The organism is Streptomyces endophyticus (assembly GCF_035798155.1).
GTDB classification, from domain to species: Bacteria; Actinomycetota; Actinomycetes; order Streptomycetales; family Streptomycetaceae; genus Streptomyces; species Streptomyces endophyticus.
Genome location: NZ_JAOZYC010000094.1, coordinates 86,447 through 111,818 on the forward strand (window position 1 = coordinate 86,447; position 25,372 = coordinate 111,818).

Annotated in this window: 29 protein-coding genes and 2 pseudogenes; 12 read left to right on the plus strand and 19 right to left on the minus strand. The window is 70.8% G+C overall.

The window, feature by feature from the left end:
* Positions 1 to 100 precede the first annotated feature (100 nt).
* From OKJ99_RS13500 to OKJ99_RS13520, 5 genes are read left to right on the plus strand one after another with little or no spacing between them, the layout of a single operon-like run.
* The gene (locus tag OKJ99_RS13500; protein WP_326016307.1) at positions 101 to 904 is read left to right on the plus strand and encodes an aminoglycoside adenylyltransferase family protein; all 804 of its coding nucleotides are present in this window, start codon (positions 101 to 103) and stop codon (positions 902 to 904) included.
* Positions 905 to 914: 10 nt separating this feature from the next.
* Complete coding sequence (locus tag OKJ99_RS13505) at positions 915 to 1,325, plus strand: VOC family protein (RefSeq protein ID WP_326016308.1); 411 nt, start codon at positions 915 to 917, stop codon at positions 1,323 to 1,325.
* Positions 1,326 to 1,364: 39 nt separating this feature from the next.
* Entirely contained in the window at positions 1,365 to 1,880 is a 516-nt protein-coding gene (locus OKJ99_RS13510; RefSeq protein WP_326016309.1) for a helix-turn-helix transcriptional regulator, read from the plus strand.
* A gap of 10 nt (positions 1,881 to 1,890) precedes the next feature.
* Positions 1,891 to 2,556: a glyoxalase gene (locus OKJ99_RS13515; RefSeq protein WP_326016310.1), complete on the plus strand. Its 666-nt coding sequence runs from the start codon at positions 1,891 to 1,893 to the stop codon at positions 2,554 to 2,556.
* Between the two features lie 38 nt (positions 2,557 to 2,594).
* On the plus strand, positions 2,595 to 3,059 hold the full coding sequence (locus OKJ99_RS13520) for an iron chaperone (protein WP_326016311.1): 465 nt from the start codon (positions 2,595 to 2,597) through the stop codon (positions 3,057 to 3,059).
* Positions 3,060 to 3,101: 42 nt separating this feature from the next.
* Here OKJ99_RS13520 and OKJ99_RS13525 read toward each other — a convergent pair whose 3' ends face one another.
* From OKJ99_RS13525 to OKJ99_RS13570, 10 genes are all read right to left on the minus strand, one after another.
* Complete coding sequence (locus tag OKJ99_RS13525; protein ID WP_326016312.1) at positions 3,102 to 4,103, minus strand: NAD(P)H-dependent flavin oxidoreductase; 1,002 nt, start codon at positions 4,101 to 4,103, stop codon at positions 3,102 to 3,104.
* Between the two features lie 148 nt (positions 4,104 to 4,251).
* Positions 4,252 to 4,905 carry an ABC transporter ATP-binding protein gene (locus tag OKJ99_RS13530; RefSeq protein WP_326016313.1) on the minus strand — a complete coding sequence of 218 codons (654 nt, stop codon included), beginning with the start codon at positions 4,903 to 4,905 and terminating at the stop codon, positions 4,252 to 4,254.
* Positions 4,898 to 5,815, minus strand: coding sequence for an ABC transporter ATP-binding protein (locus OKJ99_RS13535; protein WP_326016361.1), 918 nt, complete (start codon positions 5,813 to 5,815; stop codon positions 4,898 to 4,900). The genes OKJ99_RS13530 and OKJ99_RS13535 overlap by 8 nt, the downstream gene beginning before the upstream one ends.
* Before the next feature lie 41 nt (positions 5,816 to 5,856).
* Complete coding sequence (locus tag OKJ99_RS13540; protein ID WP_326016314.1) at positions 5,857 to 6,747, minus strand: ABC transporter permease; 891 nt, start codon at positions 6,745 to 6,747, stop codon at positions 5,857 to 5,859.
* Complete coding sequence (locus OKJ99_RS13545) at positions 6,740 to 7,732, minus strand: ABC transporter permease (RefSeq protein ID WP_326016315.1); 993 nt, start codon at positions 7,730 to 7,732, stop codon at positions 6,740 to 6,742. The genes OKJ99_RS13540 and OKJ99_RS13545 overlap by 8 nt, the downstream gene beginning before the upstream one ends.
* Complete coding sequence (locus OKJ99_RS13550) at positions 7,729 to 9,321, minus strand: ABC transporter substrate-binding protein (protein ID WP_407700688.1); 1,593 nt, start codon at positions 9,319 to 9,321, stop codon at positions 7,729 to 7,731. The genes OKJ99_RS13545 and OKJ99_RS13550 overlap by 4 nt, the downstream gene beginning before the upstream one ends.
* 102 nt (positions 9,322 to 9,423) lie before the next feature.
* Entirely contained in the window at positions 9,424 to 10,554 is a 1,131-nt protein-coding gene (locus OKJ99_RS13555) for an acyl-CoA dehydrogenase family protein (RefSeq protein ID WP_326016317.1), read from the minus strand.
* Positions 10,551 to 11,735 carry an acyl-CoA dehydrogenase family protein gene (locus tag OKJ99_RS13560; protein WP_326016318.1) on the minus strand — a complete coding sequence of 395 codons (1,185 nt, stop codon included), beginning with the start codon at positions 11,733 to 11,735 and terminating at the stop codon, positions 10,551 to 10,553. Before OKJ99_RS13560 ends, OKJ99_RS13555 begins: the two co-directional genes overlap by 4 nt.
* The gene (locus OKJ99_RS13565) at positions 11,732 to 12,721 is read right to left on the minus strand and encodes an NADPH:quinone oxidoreductase family protein (protein ID WP_326016319.1); all 990 of its coding nucleotides are present in this window, start codon (positions 12,719 to 12,721) and stop codon (positions 11,732 to 11,734) included. The genes OKJ99_RS13560 and OKJ99_RS13565 overlap by 4 nt, the downstream gene beginning before the upstream one ends.
* A gap of 114 nt (positions 12,722 to 12,835) precedes the next feature.
* Complete coding sequence (locus OKJ99_RS13570; RefSeq protein WP_326016320.1) at positions 12,836 to 13,462, minus strand: helix-turn-helix domain-containing protein; 627 nt, start codon at positions 13,460 to 13,462, stop codon at positions 12,836 to 12,838.
* A 104-nt stretch (positions 13,463 to 13,566) separates the two neighbouring features.
* Here OKJ99_RS13570 and OKJ99_RS13575 point away from each other — a divergent pair, with 104 nt between their 5' ends.
* The gene (locus OKJ99_RS13575) at positions 13,567 to 14,583 is read left to right on the plus strand and encodes an NAD(P)/FAD-dependent oxidoreductase (RefSeq protein WP_326016321.1); all 1,017 of its coding nucleotides are present in this window, start codon (positions 13,567 to 13,569) and stop codon (positions 14,581 to 14,583) included.
* Between the two features lie 69 nt (positions 14,584 to 14,652).
* On the opposite strand, the gene OKJ99_RS13580 is transcribed toward OKJ99_RS13575, so the two are convergent.
* The 4 genes from OKJ99_RS13580 to OKJ99_RS13595 are packed head-to-tail and all read right to left on the minus strand — an operon-like array spanning position 14,653 to position 16,426.
* Positions 14,653 to 15,315: a nucleotidyl transferase AbiEii/AbiGii toxin family protein gene (locus tag OKJ99_RS13580; protein WP_326016322.1), complete on the minus strand. Its 663-nt coding sequence runs from the start codon at positions 15,313 to 15,315 to the stop codon at positions 14,653 to 14,655.
* Positions 15,312 to 15,659, minus strand: coding sequence for a hypothetical protein (locus OKJ99_RS13585; RefSeq protein ID WP_326016323.1), 348 nt, complete (start codon positions 15,657 to 15,659; stop codon positions 15,312 to 15,314). Before OKJ99_RS13585 ends, OKJ99_RS13580 begins: the two co-directional genes overlap by 4 nt.
* A gap of 54 nt (positions 15,660 to 15,713) precedes the next feature.
* The gene (locus OKJ99_RS13590) at positions 15,714 to 15,935 is read right to left on the minus strand and encodes a helix-turn-helix domain-containing protein (RefSeq protein ID WP_326016324.1); all 222 of its coding nucleotides are present in this window, start codon (positions 15,933 to 15,935) and stop codon (positions 15,714 to 15,716) included.
* Positions 15,935 to 16,426, minus strand: a complete 492-nt coding sequence (locus tag OKJ99_RS13595; RefSeq protein WP_326016325.1) for a DUF2975 domain-containing protein — start codon at positions 16,424 to 16,426, stop codon at positions 15,935 to 15,937. Before OKJ99_RS13595 ends, OKJ99_RS13590 begins: the two co-directional genes overlap by 1 nt.
* A gap of 161 nt (positions 16,427 to 16,587) precedes the next feature.
* Here OKJ99_RS13595 and OKJ99_RS13600 point away from each other — a divergent pair, with 161 nt between their 5' ends.
* Positions 16,588 to 17,499 carry an SDR family oxidoreductase gene (locus tag OKJ99_RS13600; RefSeq protein ID WP_326016326.1) on the plus strand — a complete coding sequence of 304 codons (912 nt, stop codon included), beginning with the start codon at positions 16,588 to 16,590 and terminating at the stop codon, positions 17,497 to 17,499.
* A 9-nt stretch (positions 17,500 to 17,508) separates the two neighbouring features.
* On the opposite strand, the gene OKJ99_RS13605 is transcribed toward OKJ99_RS13600, so the two are convergent.
* From OKJ99_RS13605 to OKJ99_RS13615, 3 genes are all read right to left on the minus strand, one after another.
* Entirely contained in the window at positions 17,509 to 17,940 is a 432-nt protein-coding gene (locus OKJ99_RS13605) for a PPOX class F420-dependent oxidoreductase (protein WP_326016327.1), read from the minus strand.
* 67 nt (positions 17,941 to 18,007) lie between these two features.
* Complete coding sequence (locus OKJ99_RS13610; RefSeq protein ID WP_326016328.1) at positions 18,008 to 18,847, minus strand: enoyl-CoA hydratase/isomerase family protein; 840 nt, start codon at positions 18,845 to 18,847, stop codon at positions 18,008 to 18,010.
* A 99-nt stretch (positions 18,848 to 18,946) separates the two neighbouring features.
* Positions 18,947 to 19,942: an SDR family NAD(P)-dependent oxidoreductase gene (locus tag OKJ99_RS13615; protein WP_326016329.1), complete on the minus strand. Its 996-nt coding sequence runs from the start codon at positions 19,940 to 19,942 to the stop codon at positions 18,947 to 18,949.
* Positions 19,943 to 20,004: 62 nt separating this feature from the next.
* On the opposite strand from OKJ99_RS13615, the gene OKJ99_RS13620 reads away from it, so the two are divergent.
* The 3 genes and pseudogenes from OKJ99_RS13620 to OKJ99_RS13630 all read left to right on the plus strand — a co-directional run bounded on the left by OKJ99_RS13620 (position 20,005) and on the right by OKJ99_RS13630 (position 23,017).
* Positions 20,005 to 20,547 (plus strand): TetR/AcrR family transcriptional regulator, encoded by a 543-nt coding sequence (locus OKJ99_RS13620; RefSeq protein WP_326016330.1) that lies wholly within the window; start codon positions 20,005 to 20,007, stop codon positions 20,545 to 20,547.
* Positions 20,548 to 20,781: 234 nt separating this feature from the next.
* Entirely contained in the window at positions 20,782 to 21,963 is a 1,182-nt protein-coding gene (locus OKJ99_RS13625) for an alpha/beta hydrolase family protein (protein WP_326016331.1), read from the plus strand.
* 157 nt (positions 21,964 to 22,120) lie between these two features.
* A pseudogene (locus OKJ99_RS13630) lies at positions 22,121 to 23,017 on the plus strand (IS5 family transposase).
* Here OKJ99_RS13630 and OKJ99_RS13635 read toward each other — a convergent pair.
* Positions 23,014 to 23,265, minus strand: a complete 252-nt coding sequence (locus tag OKJ99_RS13635) for a hypothetical protein (protein ID WP_326016332.1) — start codon at positions 23,263 to 23,265, stop codon at positions 23,014 to 23,016. The pseudogene OKJ99_RS13630 and the gene OKJ99_RS13635 sit on opposite strands and share 4 nt — an antisense overlap.
* 110 nt (positions 23,266 to 23,375) lie before the next feature.
* On the opposite strand from OKJ99_RS13635, the gene OKJ99_RS13640 reads away from it, so the two are divergent.
* Positions 23,376 to 23,972: a TetR family transcriptional regulator gene (locus OKJ99_RS13640; RefSeq protein ID WP_326016333.1), complete on the plus strand. Its 597-nt coding sequence runs from the start codon at positions 23,376 to 23,378 to the stop codon at positions 23,970 to 23,972.
* A 247-nt stretch (positions 23,973 to 24,219) separates the two neighbouring features.
* A complete protein-coding gene (locus tag OKJ99_RS13645; RefSeq protein ID WP_326016334.1) occupies positions 24,220 to 24,741 on the plus strand; it encodes a nuclear transport factor 2 family protein in 522 nt (173 codons plus the stop codon).
* A gap of 10 nt (positions 24,742 to 24,751) precedes the next feature.
* On the opposite strand, the pseudogene OKJ99_RS13650 reads toward OKJ99_RS13645, so the two are convergent.
* Positions 24,752 to 25,300 (minus strand): annotated as a pseudogene (locus tag OKJ99_RS13650) (transposase); the annotation flags it as partial.
* Positions 25,301 to 25,372 lie beyond the last annotated feature (72 nt).

Consider the following 25,372-nt stretch of genomic DNA (forward strand, 5'->3'; position numbering starts at 1 on the left):
GCACTCCCGGTTCACCGCGGGGCCACCACGATCCACTGGTCACGGGCGTGCATGATGGCGGGGCGGGTGAAGGATCGACGGAAAGCGAAGGGAGTCGGCGGTGCGCCAGGAGGAACGCGTGGTGGAGGCGCTGCGCGAGGCGCTCGGGCCGGACCTGGTGGCCGCGTACTTGTACGGCTCGGCGGTCTCCGGCGGCCTGCGCCCGCACAGCGATGTGGACGTGTTCGCCGTGACCGGCGCGGCCACGACCCACGATCAACGCGCGCGCCTCGTCGGCGGGCTGATGGAGCTGTCCGGACAGGGCGCGGCGCACGGCCAGGAGCGCCCGGTGGAGCTGACGCTCGTACAGCTCACCGCAGTGCGGCCCTGGCGGTTCCCGCCGGTGCGGGAGTTCCAGTACGGCGAGTGGCTGCGGGACGCGTACGAGCGCGGGGAGACGCCGTCGCCCGAGGTGGACGAAGACCTGGCACTGCTGGTCACGATGGTGCGGCAGCGCGGTGTCGCCCTGTTCGGCCCGCCCGCCACCGAGCTGCTCGAACCGGTTCCGGAGGCCGACGTTCGCCGCGCGACGACGGCCGGAATCCCGGAGCTGCTGGCCGAGTTGGAGACGGACACCCGCAATGTGGTCCTGACGCTGGCCCGCGTCTGGGCCACCCTCGCGACCGGCGAGATCCTGTCGAAGGACGCGGCGGCGGACTGGGCGCTCGCCCGGCTCCCGGAGGAGGAGCGCGACGTGCTGACGCACGCCCGCGCCGTGTACCTCGGTGGGACGGAGGAGTCGTGGACGGCGCTGCGGCCCCTCCTGCGGCGGCAGGCGCAGGTCCTGGTCGACGCGGCGAGGGCGGTTCCGGACGTATCGGGATCGAGCAGGAATCGAGAAGCGCGTCCCCCGGGTCGCGTCTAACCTGCTCGCCATGGACATCACCATTCACACGACCGTATTGCCGCACGAGGACCCGGACGCGTCGCTCGCCTTCTACCGCGACGTCCTCGGCTTCGAGGTCCGCACCGATGTCGGGCAGGGCAAGATGCGGTGGATCACGGTCGGCCCGCCCGGTCAGCCGGGTACGTCGATCCTGCTCGCGCCACCCGCGGCCGACCCCGGCATCACGGACGACGAGCGCCGCGTCATCACCGAGATGATGGCCAAGGGCACCTACGGCTGGATCCTGCTGGCCACACCGGACCTCGACGGCACCTTCGAGAAGGTGCAGGCCGGTGACACCGAGGTCGTCCAGGAGCCCACCGAGCAGCCGTACGGCATCCGCGACTGCGCCCTGCGGGACCCGGCCGGGAATCTGGTCCGCATCCAGGAGTTGCGCTGAGGCCCGTGGACGGTTGGTTCGACAGGGGGGACGGATTTCATGTGTGACCCTGAATGGCGGCGGGCCCGCGTGCAGGCGCAGCGCCTGGACGACCTCGCGCGGCTGCGCCGCGTGCGCGACCGGATCGACCGCGAGTACGCGCAGCCGCTGAACGTGGAGGCGCTCGCCCGCGACGCCCACATGTCCGCCGGGCACCTGAGCCGGCAGTTCCGTGCCGCATACGGCGAGTCACCGTACTCGTACCTGATGACACGCCGCATCGAGCGGGCGACAGCGCTGCTGCGGCGCGGCGACCTCAGCGTCACCGAGATCTGCTTCACGGTCGGCTGCGCGTCGCTGGGCACGTTCACCACCCGCTTCACCGAGCTCGTCGGCATGCCGCCGGGGGCCTTCCGGCGGCAGGCGGCGGACGAGACGGGCGAGCGTGCCGAAGGTGCGGACGCGGCCCCCGCCGCGGGTCCGGCGGTCTCGGTGGAGGGCATGCCCGCGTGCGTGGCGAAGCAGGTGACGAGACCGGTCAGGAATCGAGAAGCCCCGGCGCCGGGAAGTCCCTAGCGTGAAGGACATGGAAACCACCGCACACACCTCAGCCCGTATGTCCCTCGCGTCCGTCACCGTCGAGGTGGACGATGTCGAGGCCGCCCACCGCTTCTACGCCGCGCTCGGCGTGGACACCCGGATCCGGCTCAGGGAGTCCGAGGCTCCCTCCACCGGATTCCGGGGCTTCACCCTGGCCCTCAGCGTGACGGGCCCGGCCACCGTCGACGGCTTCGTGGCCGCCGCCGTGGAGGCCGGAGCCAAGGTGCTGAAGCCGGCGACGAAGTCCCTGTGGGGCTACGGCGGCGTCGTGCAGGCCCCGGACGGGACGATCTGGCAGGTGGTCACCTCGGCGAAGAAGCACACCGGCCCCGCCACCCGCGAGATCGACGAGATCGTCCTGCTGCTCGGCGTCGAGGACGTCAAGGCGACCAGGCAGTTCTACGTCGGCCGGGGCCTGACCCTGGCCAAGGGCTTCGGCGGCAAGTACGCCGAGTTCGCCGCCGGCGCCTCCGGCTCCGTCAAGCTGGCGCTGTACAAGCGCCGCGGCCTCGCCAAGCTCCTCGGCGTCCCCGCCGACGGCGCCGGCTCGCACCGCATCGTTCTCGGCAGCACCACCGACACCTTCACCGACCCGGACGGCTTCGTCTGGGAGGCCTCCGAGGCCGCCGAGGCCGTCGACGCCACCGAGTAAACCCACCCGCCCCCTGCACGAGAGAGAGGAGACCTGCGATGCCGTCCACGAAGACGAACGACGAGCAGTACGCCGGATTCACGGCCGAGGAGCGGGCCGCGATGAAGGAGCACGCACGCGAGCAGAAGAAGACGGCCGCGCGGCGCGGTGCGTCGAAGGCGGAGAAGGCGGCGGCCGCGGAGCAGGACGTGCTCGCGAAGATCGCCGAGATGCCGGAGGCGGACCGCGTCCTGGCCGAGCGGGTCCACGCACTCGTCAGGACCTGCGCCCCCGACCTCGCGCCCAGGCTCTGGTACGGCATGCCCGCGTACGCCAGGGACGGCAAGGTCGTCTGCCACTTCCAGGCCGCGGAGAAGTTCAAGACCCGCTACGCCACGCTCGGCTTCAGCGACCAGGCGGCGCTCGACGAGGGCACGATGTGGCCGGCCGCCTTCGCCCTGAAGGAGCTGACCGCGGCCGACGAACAGATCCTCGGCGCCCTGCTGAAGAAGGCGGTGGGCTGAGCGCGGCCTTCTTCAGCAAGGCGCCGCCCACTGCCGGACGGCTCAGACCGGTCGCGGGGCGCTCGGGCCATGGAGGACGGTCCGCTCGCGCAGCGCGTTCAGCGCGTCGTCGTACTGCGCCTTGAACGTGGCGACGAGCTCGGCGGCGGTCGTCGAACGGTCCAGGGGTCCGATGCCCTGGCCGGAGCCCCAGATGTCCTTCCACGCCTTGGCCTTGGTGGTGCCGCCGGAGCCGAAGTTCATGGCGGTCGGGTCGGACTCGGGCAGGTCGTCCGGGTCGAGTCCGGCGGCGGCGATGCTGCCGCGCAGATAGTTGCCGTGGATGCCGGTGAACAGGTTGCTGTACACGATGTCCTTGGCCGTGCTGTCGACGATCATCTGCTTGTGGGCGGCCTCGGTGTTGGCCTCGGCCGTGGAGAGGAACGCCGAGCCGATGTAGGCGAGATCGGCGCCGGCGGCCTGTGCGGCGAGGATCGAGCGGCCGTGCGCGATGGCGCCCGACAGCAGCAGGGGCCCGTCGAACCACTGTCGGATCTCGCTGACGAGGGCGAAGGGCGACTGGGTGCCCGCGTGGCCACCGGCGCCCGCGGCCACGGCGATGACGCCGTCGGCGCCCTTCTCGACGGCCTTGTGGGCGAACTCGTTGTTGATGACGTCGTGCAGGACGATGCCGCCGTAGGAGTGCACGGCCTCGTTGACCTCGGCACGGGCGCCGAGTGACGTGATCACGATCGGCACCTGGTGCTTCACGATGACGTCCATGTCCTGCTCAAGGCGGTCGTTGGACCGGTGCACGATCTGATTCACCGCGAACGGGGCCACCACGGCCTGCGGGTGGGCGGCCGCATAGGCGGCGTTCTCCTCGGCGATCCGGTCCAGCCAGTCGGTCAGCAGCGAGACGGGCCGGGCGTTCAGAGCGGGGAACGAGCCGATCACGCCCGCCTGGCACTGGGCGATGACGAGTTCGGGGCCCGAGGCGATGAACATCGGGGAGCCCACGACGGGGAGGGTCAGCGGCCGGGCGAGGCCGGGAGGCAGCGACATGCGAGGTCCCTACGGCAGCGTTCGGGACGGCCCGTGACGGGCGTCCCCCACGGATGTGCCCCTGGCTGAGGGGCGGTGCACAGCGATTCTGCAACTAGTTGCAGAATCAGACAAGGGCGCACCGCAGGCGGGAGTTCGAAGGCCGACCCTACGCCCCCACCAACTCCCCCCACTCCACGGTCCGTCCGCACCACCGCTCAAGCAGCACCCGGTCGTGCCCCACCGCCAGAAGGCCCGCCCCGGTCTCTCGCCGGTAGTCCTCCACCACGCCCACCAGCGCGGCCGTGGTCGACGCGTCGAGCATGGCGGTCATCTCGTCGCAGATCAGCCAGCGGGGGCGCAGGGTGAGGGCGCGGGCGAGGCAGGCGCGTTGGAGCTGGCCGTCGCTGACCTCGTGGGGGCGGCGGGTCAGAAGGTCGGTGGACAGGCCCACCGTGTCGGCCAACTCCCGTACGCGGGCCGCGTGGTCGGCGCCGTTCGCGCGCAGGGGTTCCGCGATCAGATCGGCCAGGCGCAGGCGCGGGTCCGCGGACAGGCGGGGCTGCTGGAAGACGACGCCGAACGCGGTGCGCTGCGCGCGCGGGGCGCGGTGCCGCCAGCCGCGGGCCGCCTCGCCGTCGACGACCACGCGGCCCATGTCCGGGGCGTGCAGCAGCGCCGCGACGCGGGCCAACGTCGACTTGCCGCAGCCGCTGGGCCCGAGGAGCCCGACGCTCTCGCCGGGGCGCACGGTCAGGGTCACGTCACGGATGACGGGGGCGCGCCGGCCGTAGCCCGCGGTGATGGAGTGCAGTTCAAGCACGGGTGGCCTCCTGGTGGGCCGGTACGGGGTGATGGCAGGACACGCCGTCGGTGAGCCCCGGCAGCGCCGCGCACACCTCGTCGGCGCGTGTGCAGCGCGGTGCGAACGCGCAGCCCTCCCCCAGCGCGCTCAGTTCCGGCGGCATCCCGGGGATCGGGGTGAACGCGCGGTCGGGCAGGGCGTTCAGGAGGCCTCGGGCGTAGGGGTGACGGGGGCCCGGTGCCCCGAAGAAGGCCTGCGCCTCCGACAGTTCGACGATACGGCTCGCGTACATCACCGCCACCCGGTCCGCGATCCGCTCCGCCGCCGCGAGGTCGTGCGTGATCAGCAGCAGCGCCCGGTCGGTGCCGATGTGGCGGCGCAGTTCGTCCACCGTGCGCTCGACGAGGTCGCGGTCGAGGCCGGTGGTCGGCTCGTCCGCGAGGAGCAGCGGCGCGTCCCCGACGAGGGCGAGCGCGGTCGCGGCGCGTTGGGCCAGTCCTCCGGAGAGTTCGTGGGGGTACCTGTCGAGGTGATCCAGCGGGAAGGCGGCCCTCGCGGCCGCTTCCCGGACGGCCGCCTGCAGGCGCGCGCCCCGGCGCGGCGCGCCCGTCAACTGGCGCAGTGTCTCCGCGAGTTGTGAGCGCACCGTGCGCACGGGGGTGAGGTGCGCGGCCGGGCTCTGCGGCACCAGGCCGATCCGGCGGCCTCGCACCGTGCGCGCGAGCGTCGCCTCGTCGGCCGCCATCAGGTCCAGGTCGCCCAGGCGCGCCGAACCCGCCGTCTCCGCGTTCTGCGGCAGCAGGCCGAGCAGCGCGGAGGCGAGCACCGACTTGCCGCAGCCGCTCTCGCCCACGAGGGCCAGGCACTCCCCCGCCCTGAGGTCGAAGGAGGCGTCGCTGACGGCCCGTACGTACGCGCCGCCGCGCATCCGGAACCGTACGGACAGGTCGTCCACCGAAAGCACCGTGGTCACAGGTTCAGCTCCGATCGGCGGCGGGGGTTGAGGCGTTCGCGCCAGGCGCCCGCGAGCCCGGCGATCGCCAGGGTCGGCACGATGATGAACAGGCCGGGGAAGAGGGTCGGCCACCAGTCGCCCGCGAGCAGCGAGCCGCGCGCCGTCTGGACGAGCGTGCCGAGGCTCGCCTGGTGGGTGGGCAGGCCCAACCCCAGGAAGGACAGGGCCGATTCGTGCCAGATGGCGTGCGGGACCATCAGCACCGCGGCGAGTGCCGCCTGCGGCAGGACGCCGGGCAGGAGGTGTCTGGCCGTCACCCGCCACCGTGAGGCTCCGCCGGAGATCGCCGCGTCCACGTAGGGGCGCGAGCGCAATGAGAGGACCTCGGCGCGCACGATGCGGGCCGTCGACAGCCAGTGCGTCAGGCCGACGGACACGACGACCGGCCACACGCCCGGCCGGAACATCGCCACGATGAAGATGCCGAGCAGCAGGTGCGGCACCGACGAGAACGTGTCCACCACGCGCATCACGCCCCGGTCCACCCAGCCGCCGAGCGCTCCCGCGAGCGCCCCGACGGCGGTGCCGATGACGGTCGCGACGACGGCGGCCACCACGCCGACGAGCAGCGAGACCCGCAGCCCGTACACGCTGCGCAGCAACAGGTCGCGGCCGACGTCGTCGGTGCCGAACGGGTGGGCCCAGGAGGGCGGTTGGAGCTTCGCGGCCAGGTCGACGGCCTGCTGGTCGAGCTGTGTGAGCGGCGGTACGACCAGCACGGCGAGGACCACGAGAGCCACGAGCGCCGCGGAGGTACGGACCCGCCACGCGCGCGTGGAGCGGCGCCGCACCCCGCGCGTACGCCACTGCCTTTGCAGAGCCTGCTCAGCGGTCTGGTCAGCCATCGAAGCCCACCCTCGGATCGGCGATGCCGTACAGGAGGTCGGCGGCCCAGTTCCCGGCGAGCACGGCGAGCGTCGCGAGCACCGTGACGGCGGCGAGCAGCGGGAAGTCCACGGACGTGGCCGCCTGCACGGTCGCGGCGGCGATGCCGGGCCAGCTGAACACAGTCTCCACGAGCAGCGCCCCGGTGATGAGTTCGGGCACCCGCGAGCCGATGAGCGTGAGCACGGGCAGCGTGCCGGAGCGCAGCGCGTGCCCGAACAGGACGGTACGCGGCGCAAGTCCGCGGGCCCTGGCCCCGCGCACGGGGTCCTCGTCGAGCGCGTCGCCGACGCCCTGACGGACGTACAGGATGAACCACGGCAGCTGCGAGATCGCCAGCACGCCGGCGGGCAGCGCGAGATGGGACAGCACCTGCCCGGCGGTGATCGTCGATGAGCCGGTGTCGGTGAGACCGCCCGCCGGCAGCACGCCGAGTTTCAGCGCGAACAGCCACACGGCGAGCAGGCCGAGCCAGAACGGGGGCGCGGCCTCCAGCGTGTACGCGAGCGAGGTGATCGCCCGGTCGACCCAGCCGCCCGGGCGGCGCGCGGCGAGCACGCCGAGCAGGGTGCCGAGGACGATCGCGACGAGGAACGCGGTGGCGGCGAGCAGCACCGACCAGCCGAGCCGCTCGCCGATCACCTGGGCGACGGGTTGCCGCATGACGGCCGAGTCGCCGAGGTCGCCGGTGAGCGCGGACGTCAGCCAGTCCCACCAGCGGGTGAACAGGGGTTGGTCGACGCCGAGGTTGACCCGCAGCTGGTCGAGGTTCTCCTGTGACGCGGTGAGCCCGGCGGTGCCCGCGTACGCCTTGACCGGGTCGAAGGGGGAGGCCGCGGCGATCGCGAAGACGCCGAAGGTGACGGCGGCCAGGACGGGCACGGCGAACACGATCCGCCGGCCCGTCAGGCGCGCCATCGGCCCCCAGGGGAGCCTTCTGCTCATGCCTTCCAGTCCTCCACGTTCCACCACGGCCCGGACGCGAGCCCGTGGTCGTGCGGCTCGATCTGCGTGGAGAGGTCGCCGAACTTCTTGTCGACCACGTAGAGGTGGTCGATGTGGGTGAGGAAGGTGTAGCCGGGGTCCTTGACGAGCTCGCGCTGGACGGTGTCGTACGCGGCCTGCCGCTTCGCCTTGTCGTCCGTGCGGCGGGCGTCCTCCAGGGCGGCGTCGACCTTCTTGTTGTCGTAGTGCGCCATGTTGTTGAAGCCGTCGCCCGCGAGGGAGGACTTGAGCAGCGAGTACTGGTCGAAGTCGGGGTCGGCGGGCGCGCCGCCGCCGGCGAGGACGGCGTCCTTGGGCATGCGGGGCATGATGACTTCCCAGGTGCCGCTGTCGACCTTGACGTCGATGCCGAGCTTCTTGGCATCGGAGGCGTAGGCGAGGGCGTGGTCCTGGCGGAGCTTGTCGCCGGTGAGGTACCACAGCGGGAAGGCGGCGCGGACGCCGTCCTTCTCGCGGATCCCGTCCTTGCCCGCCTTCCAGCCGGCCTCGTCGAGGAGCTTCTTCGCCTTGGCGAGGTCGTGTTCGCGCTCGGTGCCCTGGGTGAACCAGAGGCTGTCGGTGGGCACCGGGCCGTACGCCTCCTTGCCCGCGCCCTCCAGGATCTGGTCGACCATGGCCCCCCGGTCCACGCCGATGTCGAGGGCGCGGCGGACGGCAGTGTCGCCCGCCACCTTGTTGCCGGTCGGCAGGGTGACGACGCGGTAGTCGAAGGTCTTCGCCGCGTACGTCTTCTTGGCGGCGTCGGCCTTGTACGTCTTGGCGAGGTTGGGCGGCAGGATGGCGCCGTCGAGGTCGCCGGAGCGCAGCCGGGTGGCGCGCACGTCGTCGTCCTTGATGATCGCCATGGTGAAGTTCTTGATCTTCGGCGCGCCACCCCAGTAGTCGGGGTTGGCCTTGAAGACGAGCTTCTCGCCCTTGGACCACTTCACCAGCTCGTACGGGCCGGTGCCGATGGGCCTGGTGGTGAACCTGCCGTTGTTCACGTCCTGCTGGGCCGCGACGTGCTCGGGCGCGATGGGCAGGACGGTGCGCTCGGCGAACGGCGCGTAGGGGTACTTGAGGTGGAAGACGACGGTGTCGTCGCCCTTCGCCTCGACGTCCTTGACCGCGTCCAGTTCGGTCTTGGAGGCGTTGTTGGTCTTCCTGTCGAGGATGGTCTCGTATGTGAAGACGACGTCCTTCGAGGTGAACGGCTTGCCGTCGCTGAACTTCACGCCGTCGCGCAGCTCGTACGTGTAGGTGCGGCCGCCGTCGGTGACCTTCGGCAGCTCGGCCGCGAGCGCGGGCTTGAGCTCCATGTCGGCGTCGTGCGTGAGCAGTCCGTCGAAGATCTTCGAGTTGCCGTCCTTGCCGTAGCCGAGGAGCGGGCTGAGGCTGTCGGGCTCGTAGGCGATGCCGACGACGGCGCTGTCGCTGCCGCCGCCCTTGGCGTCGTCGTTCGGCGCCGCGCAGGCCGCAGCGGTCACCGCCAGTGCGGTGACCGCTGCCCCTGTTATCGCGCTGCGTGCCGGCCTGGCCACGTCACCCACCCCTATTCAAGATCTACTGTTATTGCGAACGAGTCGCAATAATGTCATCTCGTCAAGGAGAGGTAAAACCCGGCTGTGGAGTTGTACGCACCATGACTGCCGTCAGGGAGCGCGCAGGTCGACCAGTTCGGCCAGCTCCTCCCGGTGCCGTCCCGCCGTGCCAAGCGCGATCGAGTCCGCCTTGGCGCGCTTGAGGTACAGGTGGATCGGGTGCTCCCACGTCATGCCGATGCCGCCGTGCAGCTGCAGGGCCTCCTCGGCGGCGTGCACCGCGACGGGCGCCGCGTACGCCTGGGCGACGGCGACCGCGATGTCCGCATCCTCGCTGCCGGTGGCGAGCGCATCGGCCGCGTTGCGGGCGGCGGCGCGGGTGTTGACCGTCTCCAGCCACAGCTGGGCGAGGCGGTGCTTGAGCGACTGGAAGGAGCCGACGGGCCGGTTGAACTGGTTGCGCTCCTTCGTGTAGCGCACCGTCTCCGTCAACAGCCAGTCGGCGAGCCCCAGTTGCTCGGACACGAGCAGCCCGGCCCCGGCCCGCAGCGCGCGCCGCACCGCCGTCGCCGCACTGTCGCCCAGCTTCCGCCCGGCGGCCCCCGCGAACGTCACGGCCGCCAGCGGGCGCGTACGGTCCAGCGAGGTCTGCGGCTCGACGGTGACACCCTCGGCGCCCGCGTCGACGGCGAACAGGCCGCTCGCGGTGGGCACGAGGAACACGTCGGCGGCGCCCGCGTCCGCGACGCCGGTGACGCGCCCGCTCAGCGACCCGCCCTCTTCTCGTACGTCCCTGAAGTCCTGCCCGGACGTGGCCGACAGCGGCACGGTGAGCACGCCGATGGAACGCCCCGAGGCGAGCACGGCGAGGACGGTGGCCGCCTCGTCGCCCGCGCAGGCGAGCAGCGCCTCCGTGGCGATGACGGCGCTGGTCAGGTAGGGAACCGGGGCGACGGCGCGACCCAACTCCTCCAGGACGACGGCCGCTTCGCGGTGCGAGGCGCCCTGGCCGCCCTTGTCCTCCGGGACGAGGAGGCCGGCCAGGCCCATCGTCTCGGCGAGGTTCTTCCACAGCTCGCGGTCGTGCGGCGCGTCCGTGTCGACGCGGGCGAGGACCGAGGTGGCGTCGCAGTGGTCGGTGAGCAGGTCGCGGACCGCCGAGCGGAGGGCTTCCTCCTCCTCGGAGTAGAGGAGGTCGGGTTCGGTGTTCACGGAAGCGGTCGAAGCGGTCGAAGCGGTCATCGGGCGAGGTCCTTCCAGGCGACGTCCTTGTCGGTGCGCGGCTCGGACGGCAGGCCCAGGACACGCTCGGCGACGATGTTCAGCAGGATCTCGCTCGTCCCGCCCTCGATGCTGTTCCCCTTGGCGCGCAGATACCGGTAACCGGCCTCGCGGCCCGCGAAGTCGACGATCTCGGGCCTGCGCAGGGTCCAGTCGTCGTACAACAGGCCCTCCTCGCCGAGGAGTTCGACCTCCAGGCCGCTGATCTCCTGGTTGAGGCGGGCGAAGCCGAGCTTCATGCCCGCACCCTCGGGCCCGGGGTGTCCGGCGACGAGCTGCTGGCGCAGGCGTTCGGACGCGAGGCGGGCGACCTCGGCCTCGACCCACAGCTTGACGAGCCGCTGGTGCAGGTCGTGGGTGCGCAGCTCGGGGCGCTCGCGCCAGGTCTTGGCGACGATGCCGACGAGCCCGCCCTCGCGCGGCACGCGCATGCCGCCGATGGAGACGCGCTCGTTGTTGAGGGTGGTCTGGGCGACCCGCCAGCCGTCGCCGACCTCGCCGAGGCGGTGGGCGTCGGGGATGCGGACGTCGGAGAGGAACACCTCGTTGAACTCGGCCTCGCCGGTGATCTGCCGCAGCGGCCGCACCTCGACACCCGGGTCGGTCATGTCGCACACGAAGTACGTCATGCCCTTGTGCTTGGGCACGTCCGGGTCGGTGCGGGTGACGAGGATCGCGAAGCGGGCGTTGTGCGCGTTGGACGTCCACACCTTCTGGCCGTTGACGACCCAGGTGTCACCGTCACGGACGGCGCGGGTGCCGAGCGCGGCCAGGTCGGATCCCGCGCCGGGCTCGCTGAAGAGCTGGCACCAGATCTCCTCGCCGACCCAGAGCGGCTTGAGGAAGCGCTGCTTCTGGTCGTCGGTGCCGTAGCGCAGGACGGTGGGGGCGGCCATGCCGAGGCCGATGCCGTTGCGCCGCGGGTTGTTGTCGGGCGCGCCCGCGGCCGTCAACTCGGCCTCGACGACGGCCTGCAGGGCGCGCGGCGCGTCGAGCCCGCCGAGGCCCTCGGGGTAGTGCACCCAGGCGAGCCCGGCGTCGAAGCGGGCGCTGAGGAAGTCCTCGCGGGACGTGCTCGCGGGCGGGTGCGCGGCGAGGAACTCCCGGGTACGGGCCCTCAGTTGGGCGGCGTCGAGGCTCATGCGCCGGCTCCTTCCTGCTGACGGGCGTTCAGGCCCGGCACCACCACGACGCGGCCCGTCGTGACGCCGTCGGCGACGCGCTGCACGGCGCCCGCGGCGTCCGCCAGGTCGACGCGCTCGCTGACGAGGGGCTTGATGGCGCCGCTCGCGGCCAGCTCGGTGAGCTTCTGGTGGCAGTGCGGGATGAGCTTCGGGTTCTTGGTGGCGTACAGACCCCAGTGCAGCCCGACGATCGAGTAGTTCTTCACGAGCGCGTGGTTGAGCGCCGCGGTCGGGATGGCGCCGGAGGCGAAGCCGATGACGAGGATGCGGCCCTCGAAGGCGACGACCTTCGTGGACTGCCGGTACGCGTCGCCGCCCACCGGGTCGTAGATCACGTCGGCGCCGCGGCCGCCGGTGGCCTCCTTCACGGCGGCGATGACGTCCTCGGAGCGCCGGTCGATCACGACGTCGCAGCCGAGCCCGGCCGCGACCTTCGCCTTCTCGGGGCCGCCGACGACGCCGATGACGCGGGCGCCCGCGGCCTTGCCGAGCTGCACGGCGGCGCTGCCGACCCCACCGGCGGCGGCGTGCACGAGCAGCGTCTCGCCCGCCTGGAGGTGGGCGCGCTGGTGCAGGCCGAACCAGCCGGTCTGGTAGCCGATGTGCAGGGCGGCGACCTCGGCGTCGTCCAGCGAGTCGGGCGCCGGCAGCAGGGACTTCGCGTCGGCGACCGTGTACTCGGCGAGTCCGCCGCGCGGCAGCACGGGGTTGGCGATGACGCGGCGGCCGTCCTCGGTCTCGCCGCAGATCTCCACGCCCGGCGTGAACGGCAGCGGCGGCGTGACCTGGTACTGCCCCTTGCACAGCAGGGCGTCCGGGAAGTTGATGTTGGCGGCGCGCACCTTGAGCAGAACCTGCCCCTCACCGGGCTCGGGACGCTCCACCTCTTCGAGGCGCATCACCTCGCTCGGCTCGCCGTTCTCGTGCACTTGCCATGCCTGCATGCGGAGCCTCCACGGGACTGCTTCGTCAAACCGGGTTCGGCCGCATACTAAGCGGTCGCTTGCCGATCTGTGAATGCCCCGGAGGGGTTCGAATGTCTCTCGGCAACGTGGCTTTCAGTCGTCCTTCTTCCGAGCGGGCCGCGCACGTACATGCATCCGCTCGCCCTGCGGCCCGAACAGCACGAGGAACTCGGCGGGCCCCTCCCCCGTCGACCCGAACCAGTGCGGCACGCGCGTGTCGAATTCGACGGCCTCCCCCGGCTCAAGCACCACATCATGCTCGCCGAGCAGCAGCCGCAGCTTCCCGGAGAGCATGTACAGCCACTCGTAGCCCTCGTGCGTCTTCTGCTCGGGCTCGAGCCTGCGCTGCGGCTCGATCACCTTGTACGCCTGGAGCCCGCCGGGCTTGCGCGTCAGCGGGATCATCGTCCGGCCGCCCCGCACGATCGGCTTCGCCTGCACCCGCGGATCCTCCACGGGCGGGGCGCCGACCAGCTCGTCCAGCGGGACCTTGTGCGCGCGGGCGATGGGCAGCAGCAGCTCCAGGCTGGGCTTGCGCAGGCCCGACTCCAGGCGGGAGAGCGTGCTCACGGAGATGCCGGTGGTCTCGGAGAGCCCGGACAGGGTGGCGCCGCGGTCCTTGCGCAGGGCGCGCAGCCGGGGCCCGACGCCGGACAGGACGGCGTCCATGCTCGCGTCGGACTGCTCGTCTTCCAGATGCTGATGACCTTGCCGATTCATGAATCCATTGCAGTTTCAGCAAGCTTGTTTGTCAATACGGCAGGAGTGGGTGCACCTTCGGAATCCAGAGGTTCCCGCGCAGCCCCGAACACGAGGTGGTCACCATGCAGAGCAAGAAGAACGCGTACGAGGTCGTGATCGTCGGCGGCGGAGCGGCGGGCCTGACGGCCGCGCTGATCCTGGGCCGTTCGCGCCGCTCGGTCCTCGTGGTGGACGCGGGCGAACCGCGCAACGCACCGGCCGCGCACATGCACGGCTTCCCGTCGCGGGACGGCATGCCGCCCGCCGAGTTCCTGGCGGAGGTGCGGCGCGAGATCACCGAGTACGGCGTGGAGCTGATACGGGACCGGGTGACGGCGGCCGAACCCGACGGGTCGGGCGAGTTCGAGGTGACGCTGGCGGACGGCGGCCGGGTGCACGCACGACGCCTCGTCATCGCCACCGGCCTGGTGGACGAACTCCCGGACATCCCCGGCCTCGCCGAACGCTGGGGCGACGACGTGATCCACTGCCCGTTCTGCCACGGCTACGAGGTACGCGACCGCGCCATCGCCGTCCTCTACCGCAAGGAGACGGCCATCCACCAGGCCCTCCTCTTCAGCAGCCTCTCCTCCGACGTGACGCTGTTCCTGAACGGCGCGGACGAGGACGACCTCCCGGACGAGCACTGGCAGACGCTGGCGGCGGCCGGGGTGAGCGTGGTGAGCGGCAAGGTCGACGGCATCGAGGTGACGGACGACCGCGTGAGCGGGGTGCGCATCGAAGGCGGCCGGGTGTTCCCGCGCGCGGTGGTAGTCGTCCCGACGGTGATGGTGCCGCGCGACTCCCTGCTGAGCGCACTCGGGGCCCGGACGAAGGACACCCCGGCGGGCCCGTTCGTCGAGGTCGACCCGACCGGCCTGACCACCGTGCCGGGCGTATGGGCGGTGGGCAACGCCACCGGCCCCGCGGAACAGGTCGTCAACGCGGCCAGCGCCGGCTACCGCGCGGGCGCCACACTCCACGCGCAGCTGCTCCACACGGACCTGGAGCGCGAGGTGGCGCGACGCCGGGCCGGAGTGTTCTCACCGGAGGGGGAACGCGCGGTGGCGCGGGCACGGCGGGCGGCTGTGGGGGCGTGAGCGCATTACCGTGCCCGTGGACTGCCGGCTCGCCGAAGTGGTCGTGGCGGGCCGCAGCACTCGCTCAGGTCACTCCTCGTACGGCGCCGCGAGCCGCATCCCTAGGTCGGCAGCCCATCGCTGGAAGTAGCGGCGCAGCTGGTCGATGCGGTCGTCGCGCAGTCCGTAGGCGGCGAATTCGACGTCGTCCGTCCAGGCCAAGCCCTCAAGCCGGGCGTGGAGATCGTCGAGCCCGAAACGCTCGCGGGCATGACGGCGGGCCAACTCTTCAAAGTCGTTGTGTGTCCAGCGGCTGGACGCGGCGTAGACGTCAATGAAGTCGCGCGCTGCGCCCCGTTCAGCCAGGGCCCGCACCTTGGTGCCGATCACGTCCTCCTCCGCAAGTACGGGCCCGTGGCGCAGGTACACAACGGGCCTGGTGAAGACCTCCTTGAGAACATCGACCTCGACCTGTCCGTCTCCGCGAGGATCAGTGACGGTGAATCGTGCGGCCAGCGGTGCCACTTCCAGTGCCTGCACCTGCCAACCGCGCTCGGTGAGGCCACTGCTCACCGTGGCTGCGATGTCCTGCATCGGTGCGCTGCTCTCGGTCGCCACATCCAGGTCCTGACTCGGCCGGTCGACGATTTCGTGGGCCTGAACGGCATAGCCCCCGGTGAGGACGAGCGGGTAAGGAGCACCGATGGCCAGCACGTCCGCCAAGAGCCGAGCGTGCAGATCGGGCAGCTTCACGCGACGGCCTCGGCCGTCCGCAGCTGCGGGAACGCGGTCTCCCACACGTCGCGGATCGTGCGGGACACCAGGGTGCGCAGGGTGGGCCACTGGGCGACAAGCAACTCGTGATTGAGGTGGGCGCACAGGTCGTCGTGCAGCCCCTCGGCAAGGAGCGTGCGGTACAGGCCCATGCGCTGGCGCGGCTGGTCCAGGCGGTACTCCCGCAGCCCGGACCAGGCGACGTGCAGGGGCAGGGCCACGGTCCCGTCCTGCGGGCCGGTCAGCTCGTCGAGCCGGGCGGGCAGGCGCTGCTCGTACTTGGCGCGGTACAGCGCGAGGTCCACGGCGTCGGTAGCGGGCATGCCCCCATTATCCCCGGCCTTCCCCGCGTCCCGCTCGAGGCCGCGCCAATTCCGTCATCCGCCCACCGCATCCTCAACCTCCCACCGCAGCAGATCCCCCGGCTGACACTCCAGGACCTCGCACAGCGCCGCGAGGGTCGTGAAGCGGACCGCCTTGGCGCGGCCGTTCTTCAGGACCGCGAGGTTGGCGGGGGTGATGCCCACGCGGTCGGCCAGTTCGCCGACGGACATCTTGCGTTTGGCCAGCATCACGTCGACGTCGACGACGATCGGCATCAGATCACCTCGTCCAGCTCGGCCTGCATCTCCATCGCCTCGACGTCGCGCGCGACCGCCTGGGCGAGCAGCATCCGCAGGACGAGGACGATGAGCGCGACGCCGAGGATGGCCAGGCCGATCCCGCCCATGATCAGGGTGACGCCCGGGTCCTCCCGCTGGCCGGGCGCGTTGACGGCCGTGACGACGAACCACAGGAGGCCGACCGCGACGATCGCGCCGATCACCCCGTCCACGTACCGGAAAGCGGCGTGGGAGAACACGGTCCCGCGGCGCACCATCGCCACCAGCCGCCATACGCAGACCAGGGCGACCTGGGCCGCGACCATCCCCACGATCGTGATCACGCGCAGGGTGGTCAGCGGCATCGTGCCGTCCTCCGGGTCGTTCCCGCTGGCCAGCACCCACACCATCGACGCCTGGACGAACACGGTGCCCGCGAGCACCACCGCGAGCACGGCGCGCAGCGCACGCACAGTCCACTTCCCCATGACCCACCCTTGCTCTCTTACTCTTCCATTGAATTACGATGGGAATCTATCGAAAAACGATAGGTGAAGCAAGCGCGGTGCGCGTGCGGGCCGGGAATGGCTGGCCCGCCTGCACCGAACAGCCGCCAAGCCATGGAAGGTTGAGCGCTCAGGAGGTATCCATGTGCGCCATGACGCACTCCTCCCCCGCCCCGCGCGGCCTCCCCACTCCTCCCCCACTCGGCGCGTCCGCCCTGCCCCCGGACACGTACGACGGCCGGCTCGTGCTGGTGACCGGGGGTGGTACGGGGCTCGGGCGGGCCGTGGCCGCGGAGTTCGCGCGGCTCGGGGCCGACGTGATGATCGTCAGCCGGAAGGCGGAGCATCTGGCGCCCGCGCGCGAGGAGTTGCAGGCGATCGAGAGCGCGGGGCTGATCACGGCGGCGACCTGCGACATCCGGGACGCGGTCCGGATCACGGAGGTCTTCGACGCGGCGTTCGCGGCGCACGGACGGACACCGGACGTGCTGGTGAACAACGCCGCCGCCAACTTCCCCGTCCCGGCCGAGGACTTGTCGCCGAACGGCTGGCGCACGGTCGTCGACATCACGCTCAACGGCACGTACTTCATGACCCGCGAGTTCGGGCGCCGCCACCTCGCGGCGGGCACGCCGGGCTCGGTGATCGCCGTCGGGGCGTCGTACGCGTGGACGGGCGGGCCCGGTTTCGCGCACAGTTCGGCCGCGAAGGCGGGTGTGAAGAACCTGGTGGAGACGCTGGCCGTGGAGTGGGGGCCGTACGGGATCCAGATCAACGGCCTGGTGCCGGGCCTCATGCCGCACGAGGACATGACGCCCGACATCCGTGACAACCTCGACCGCGCCGAGGACCCCGCCGCCCGCCAGCCCGCTCTCCGGGTGGGCGCGCCACGGGAGTTGGGCTGGGCGGCGACGTTCCTCGCCTCCCCCTACGCCCGTTTCATCAGCGGCCACACGCTGGTGGTGGACGGCGCGAACTGGCAGCGGCGCGATCTGGTCAACGCGCCGGTGACGCCGGTGCGGGAGCAGATGGGGCGCGGCCCGTTCGCACCGTGATCCAGGACATCAGCCGATCCGCTGCCCGTACACGTGGTCCACGGCCATCACCATCAGCACCCGGCGGTCGGACACCATCACCGACCGGTACTCGTCCCAGTTGGGGTGTTCGCCCGCCGCCTTGCGGTAGTAGTCGACGAGCGCCTCGACCTCGGGCCCCTTGGGGTCGGTGCTCGGCCCGACGAGCGTCACGGCGCCCTCGGCGGTGGCCCAGGACCGGCCGTCGGAACTGGTCACCTCCAGCGCGGCGCGCGGGTCACGGCGCAGGTTCACGGTCTTGGCACGGCCCTCGGTCATCGACACGTTCAACGTCTCGGTGTCCGGGTCGTAGAACGGCTGCACCGGCGAGAGCTGCGGCCGGCCGTCGGCCTTGAGCGTGGCGAGGACGCCGAGCCTGCTCTCGGCGAGGAGGGTGCGCGGGGCGAAGGGTGCGGTGGTCATGGTCACCTTTCGGGCGGGTACGGACGCTACGGCGTCGACGCGGTCCGCCGACACCCTTGCGAACGTCTCACGCGCCCCGGTATTCCGGCGGCCTGCGCCGCGCCTTCGCCGTGAACCCTTCGGTCGCGTCCTCGGAGGTGAGCGTCAGCGCCGCGCTCATGGCGACCCGGTCGAGCGCCGCGTCGAGCCCGGCGTCGGCGTACGCGTCGATGTCGCGCTTGACGGACTGCACGGCGAGCGGGGCGTTACCGGCGATCTCGGCTGCCACGTCACGCGCGACACGCTCCAACTGGTCAACTGGGGCGACCTGTTGGAGGAGATTCAGCCGGTGTGCGGTCTCCGCGTCGATGCGCCGCCCGGTCAGCGCGAGGAACTTCGCCCACCCGGCCCCCGCCTCGCGCGCGATCCGCAGATCCCCGCCCGCGTCGACGGCGACCCCCAACTGCGCCTCAGGCAGCGCGAACACGGCGTCGTCGGCCGCGATCCGCACGTCCGCCATGAGCGCCAGCTCGAATCCGAAGCCCAGGCAGTACCCCTGCACGGCGGCGACCACGGGCTGCGGCAGCCGCGCGAACGCGGCGAACCGCTCGTGCACCCACCGGATGCCCTCGTAGTACGCCCGGTGCCGCGCGGAACCGCTCTCGCCCTCGATGCCCCCGCCGGGCGCGGTCACATCGATCCCCGCGCAGAAGGCCCGCCCCTCGGCGCGCAACAGCACGACCCGGATCCGGTCGTCGAAGCGGATCCGGTCGGCCATGACGCCCAGCTGCCGACTGGACTCCCAGCTCCAGGCGTTGAGCTTGGCCGGACGGCACAGCGTGAGCACGCCGACGCCGCCCTTCTCGACGTCGAGGCGCATCCGCCGCTCGTCCCCTTCGGGGATGCGGGTGTCGGTCGTGTCGATCATCCGCGCAGGGTAGCGGCGGGAAGCCGCATCCTGAAGACACCTGACATCTGCACCCTCACGTCACGGACAGATACGCCGCGTTCGGTATCCGGCTCACCCTCAGCGACTGAACTCCCCGCCCACCGCCCGGCGGAGCAGCTCGGTCGAGACGGCCCAGAGGCGCTCGGCGGTCGCGGGGTCGAGCGCCCATTGCTTGACGCCGTGCGGGTGCCGCGCGAGTTCGGCGTCGTTCGGCACGGTGTACGCCTCTTGCCCATCGTCGAGGTAGTGGCCTCCGGTGTGGGCGAACTGTGGGGCGACGGCCGCGACGATGCTGGTGGCGGCCCCCTGCTCGACCGTCTTGTACGTGAAGGTCCCGGCGGCCTCGGCCGCGTCGAGCGACGCCTTCTGCTCGGGCGTGAAGTTCCGTTGCAGCCCCGTCGCGACACCCCCCGGGTTCACCGCGTTGGCCACGATGCCGTCGGCCGCCCAGCGGCGGGTCGCCTCGACGGCGAAGAGCGAGTTCGCCGTCTTGGACTGGGCGTAGGCGAGCTGCGGGTGGTACGTACGACGCTCGAAGTGAAGGTCGTCGAAGTCGATACCGGCACGCATGTGCGCGGTGGAACTGACCGCGACGATCCGCGCCCCGTCGCGCTCGGCGGCTCCCCGCGCCAGGGCGCCACGCAGTCCGGTGGCCAGCGCGAAGTGGCCGAGGTGGTTCGTCGCGAACTGCAACTCCCAGCCCTCACGCGTGCGTTCGAGGCCGCCGGTGACCACGCCGGCGTTGTTGATGAGCAGGTGGAGCGGGCCGACCCAGGTGTCGACGAAGTCCGCGACGGAGGCCGAGTCCGCAAGGTCGAGCCGGACGACCCGCGGCCGGACCCCGACGGCCGACTTCGCGACCCTCTCGGCGACGACCTCACCCGCACCCGTGTCTCGGACGGCGAGCGTCACATCCGCCCCGGCAGCGGCCAGCACACGAGCGGTCTCGGCCCCGAGCCCGGAGGAGGCCCCCGTCACGACCGCGCGAACACCCGCGAGGTCAACGCCTCGCAGCACCTCGTCCGCGGTGCTGAAGGCGGTGAAGGGGGTGGTGATGAGGTCATGAGCATCCATGCGGCGACTATACGCACTGAACTGCATTTGTATAGTTCGCTCACCTCTTCTACGCTCGCCCCATGAGCAGCCCCGACGCCGACCGTCGCTCCCTGGTCCTGGACTCCGCCATGGCCACGTTCGCGCGCTTCGGATACCGGAAGACCTCGATGGAGGAGGTGGCACGGGCCGCGGACATCTCCCGGCCCGGCCTCTACTTCCTCTTCTCCTCGAAGGAGACCCTGTTCCGCGCCGCGGTCACGCAGACCCTGGAGCGGGACATCAGCGCGATCGAACGGGTCCTGGCCGACACCGGCCGCCCCCTTGCGGAGCGCCTCGTGGACGCATTCGACCGGTGGGCCGGCCGGTACATCGGCGCGCTGTCGGGCGACATCACGGCGGTCATCGAGGACAACCCCGGCCTCCTCGGCGAGATCGTCGACATCACGCCACGACGCTTCGAGGAACTGATCACCAACGCGATCGCCCTCGAGTCGACCCGAGAGGCGGCCACCCCCGTCGCCCGGACATTGATCAGCACCTCGATCGGCCTCAAACACCAGGCCGCGTCACGGGAGTTCTACGTGGACCGGATGAAGACCGCCGTCGCGCTGCTGGTGCGCTGAGGGCAGCGCCCAGTGCCGCGCCCGCGTAGGTTCGCCGGGCTGGCGGTCGTGACGGCCATGGCGGTCGTGGCGGTTGAATGGGCGCTGACATCGTCACCTGCTCGTCTCCAAGGTGCAGACCGCGCGCCGTCAGCCGTGTGATACCAGGGTCTGACGGGATCCGCCGACAGGGGTACGACCAAGTAGGCCTGGCGCCGGACGTGTTGTGGAGAACGAAGACCTAGCTTCGACTTCATGATGCCCAGACATCGCAGAGCCGCTGTGGCCACTCTGCTCACCCTGGCCCTGTCGGCGCCGCTCTTGGGCGCCACACCGGCCGTCTCCGTCAAGCCCGCGCAGATCGTGTCCCGAACTCCTTACAGCAGCAGGTTGGAGCTACCGTTCCCCACTGGCCCCAACCTCGTGGGCCGCCGCACCTTGCACTTGGTCGACCGTCACCGCACTGACCCATGGGTGCCGACGGCCGGTGACCGGGAGCTGATGGTGACGGTGTCCTACCCGGCGCGCTCGGCCGGCGGGTCACCGGCGGCGTACATGACCGATGAGGAGGCGCAGCTTCTCTTGGAGGCGAGGGGACTCGGCGGCGTCGTGCCCCATGAAGCGGTTGCCAGGGCGCGTACTCATGCGTATGTGGGTGCTCGTCCGGCGCGAGGGCGTTTCCCCCTGGTGCTGCTCTCCCCGGGCTTCTCGATGCCACGCACCACTCTCACCTCGATCGCCGACGATCTCGCGAGTCGCGGCTATGTCGTCGCCTTGGTGGATCACGCGTACGAATCCGTCGGCACAGCGTTCCCCGGCGGCCGGATCCTGACCTGTGTGGCCTGCGAACGGGGCGACACCCCGGAGGGGCGGGCGGCCATTGTGGGCGGCCGGGTCAAGGACATGTCCTTCGTGATCAGCGAGTTGACCGACAGCCGGCAGGCTGGGGCGCTGTCCCATGTGATCGACTCGAGCCGGATCGGAATCGGCGGGCATTCGATCGGCGGTGCAACCGCGGCGGCCACTATGGCCGCGGACCGTCGTGTGCGAGCGGGGGTCGACCTGGACGGTGACTTCTTTGTGCACCCTGCTGCTGCGGGGCTCGGCGGGCGCCCGTTCATGATGCTCGGTGCCGAGTCCACCCACAGTCCCGGTAACCGGACAACCGACTGGCCTGATGCGTGGAAGCATCTGAACGGCTGGAAACGCTGGCTGACCGTGTCCGGTGCCGAACACTTCTCCTTCACGGACCTGCCCTATCTCGCGGGGCAGTTGGGCCTGTCGGACCCTGCCATACCACTGTCCGGAGAACGTGGGTGGCGCATAACCCGCGACTACGTGTCAGCCTTCTTTGACCTTCACCTTCGGGGCATATCGCAGCCGCTCCTCGACGGCCCCGGGGCCACGCACCCTGAGGTCGCATTCCAGCAGCCGTGACCTGGCGCGCGACAAGAGGGCCGCGAGCGCTCAGGATCACCGGGGTGTCTACACGGCAGCTTTGAGGGGCATCCACTCCAGCCGATGCCCTTTCTCTCTGCGGACGCGAGTACGTTCTTTGCGTTCAGCCGCTAGGGCGTGCCTGATGATTGATCTTGTGGTTGGTCGTGGTGAGCTGACGGATGTGGCGTGGGAATGGATAGCGCCCCTGCTGCCCGGTGTTGACGGTCGTGGACGGCCATGGCGTGATCAACGGAGTGCTGTGGCGGTTGCGGACGGGTGCTCCCTGGCGCGACCTGCCGGAACGCTATGGTCCGCGGCAGACGGTCTATGAGCGCTTCGCCCGCTGGGAGGCGGACGGAACCTGGGCCCGTCTACTGGAACGAGCCCAGGTCAGGGACGACTCCGTCGGGGCTATTGAATGGACGGTGTCGGTCGACTCCACGATCAGCCGAGCCCATCAGCATGCAGCGGGAGGCAGAAAAAGGGGGCGGACGCGGGGGACGAACTGGAAGATCCAGTACACGCGGCGGCTCGCCAGGCACTGGGCCGCTCACGCGGCGGACTGACCACCAAGATTCATCTCGCCTGCGACGGCCGCGGCCTGCCCTTGGCCGTCGTCGTCACGCCGGGCAATGTCAACGACTCCACCACCTTCGACACGGTGATGGACGAATTGCGGGTGCCTCGCGTCGCTTCCGGACGCCCCCGCCGGAAACCTGAAGCGATCCTTGCGGATAAGGCGTACTCATCTCGCGCGATCCGCCGCGGCCTGCGAGGGCGAGGCATCCGGACCGTGATCCCTGAGCGGGCCGACCAGAAGGCCAACCGCTCGCGGCGCGGCCGGGCTGGTGGCAGACCGCCGAGCTTCGACCACGAACTCTACAAAGCCCGCAACGTCGTCGAACGCCGCTTCGCGCGCCTCAAGCAGTTCCGCGCTTTCGCTACCCGCTTCGACAAACTCGCCGGCCGCTACCGCGCCGGCGTCCACCTCGCGTCGCTGATCCTCTGGCTCCGCGAAACCGCCCGAACCCTGCACCCAGGGTCTCCTTAAGCCGATGCGCGCGGGGTGCGCCGGGCGAGCAGCTTTCCGCGGACCCGGTGAAGGCGGGGCATCAGGACGTAGACGACGGTCGGCACGACGAGCGCGCTCAGGATCAGGGTCTGCACCACCATCGGCAGACCGTCGAGCCAGGTGTGAAACAGCAGCTCCAGCACGGTGAGGGTGGGGAAAACCGACACCCAGATCATGAGGGCCATGTGGTGCTTGGGGGGCGGGCCGGAAAGCGCCGGGTGAGACATGACAGTCAGCTCCCTACGGGTCGACGAAAATTCCAAATGGATGATTGGACTGTAACTCCGGCGTGCCCCGGAGTCCAAACAGTCATTTGGATGGGGGGTAGGATGAGCTCATGGCCTGGGACACCGCGCGTACCAAGCAAGCCCTGCTCGACGCCGCCATCGATGAGTTCGCCGAGCACGGCTTTGAAGGCGCACGGGTCGCTCGTGTCGGCACCCGGGCAGGAGTCAGTCCGGAGCGGATCTACCAGTACTTCGGCAACAAAGAAATGCTCTTCGGGGCGGTGCTGGAGGCGGAGCTGGACCGGATCGCCGCCGCGATCCCGCTGACCGCCGATCAAGCAGCTGACCTGGGTGAATACGCCGGGAAGCTCTACGACTACCACCGCTCGCGCCCGCAGTTCATCCGCCTGTTGCACTGGGAGGGCCTGCGCGACAACGGCATCCCGGCCCTGCGTGAGGCCGAGCGGACCGCTATCTACCGCTCACGGGTGGAAGCCCTGGCGCAGGCCCAGGCCAGGGGCGACCTCGACCCCACGCTCGCGCCCGACAACCTCTTCTACGCGGTCCTCGCCCTCGGCGCCTGGTGGTTCAGCGTCCCGCAGGCCGTTCGCATGATCTTCGGCGGCACTACAGATCCGGCGAACGAACGCGCCGCCATGGTGAGCCTGGTGCGACAACTGGCAGGCCAGCCCAGCCCGGCGCGCTGACGGACGGATCGTCAGACACCCCCAGGGCCTGCCCAGCGGATCATGGTCGAGCCGGGACGCCTGGCGAGGGCAGGCGCGGGGTGCTCCTCTGTCCTGCCCGCGCGTATCGAGTCCTCGGTCGCCACCCGCGGGCCCTTGCGGCCCTCCGCTGCGGGACCGAAGAGTTCTCCGCCGACGGAGCGCTGCGCGTCCCCCTCGGGAGGGAACGTCTTGACCTCAGGCGCGGTTGAGGTCGAATGATCGAGCCATGAACGAGATGAGCAGCACGACGAATCTCCTGGACCACTTCGAGATCACCACCCTCATCAGCGGCATCTTCCGCACTATGGACGAGCAGCGGTTCGACGAGGGCTGGGCCGAGGCCTACTTCACCGACGACCTGCAGATGACGACGCCGCTCGGCGTGGCCGAGGGCGCCGACGCGGTACGCCACCTGGAGCAGGCCGTCGGCCGTTTCTCCGCCACCCTGCACATTTCCTCCGACGCCCTCGTCCGGGCCGAGCCGGGCGCACGGACGGCCAATGCCTCCTGGAATGCCCACATGACCCACGTCCATCTGGACTCCACCCTCCAAGCGCGGGGCGAGGGCGCCGACCCCCTCTTCACGGTGGGCGGCATCTACGAGGGGCAACTCCGACGCACCGACAGCGGCTGGCGCATCAGCCGCATGTCCGTGCGGGCCGTCTGGACCACGGGTGAGCCGCCCGTCCTGCCGGAGGAGACCGCCACCCGTGTCGCGGAACTGACCGGCGCGCAGGCATCGAGCTGAGCCCGACCGCTCATGGGCGGAGCCAGAGCCGGATCGAGGTGATGGTGATGGTGACGGTGCCGTGGAAGATGCAGGCGCGCTTGTCCTGTCTCGTCGCGACGGCCCGGGAGTTCTTCAGCGCATTGATTGTCCGCTCGACTTCGTTCCTGCGCTTGTAGATCGTCTTGTCGAAACCGGCAGGCCGACCGCCCTTGCTGGCGCGGCGCTTGCGGTTGGCCCGCTGGCGCCTCTTGCGGGCCCCGGCGGCGCGCTGGTGTGCCCGGCAGGAGGTGAAGTCCAAGCTCACCATCGAACAGCCGATGCGGCCTTCCGTATCGGCATCGGCCAGGACAGCCGCGAAGATCTGGTCCCATGTGCCGTCCGCCGACCAGCGCCTCTGCTGCTCGTACGCGGTCTTCCACGGACCGAATCGCACAGTCAGATCCCGCCATGGCACCCCGGTACGCTGCCGGCACAGGGTCCCGTGGGTCCCGTTGATGACCCTTCGGTGGCTGGCCCAACGCCCGCACCGCTGCCCGGGCTTCGGCAGATGCGGCTTCAGCCGGGCCCACTCCGCGTTTCGTCAGCCCCCTCCCCCGCCCATGCCCATACCCGTGCCCACGCCCCGAGGTCACGACGATCACATGATCCA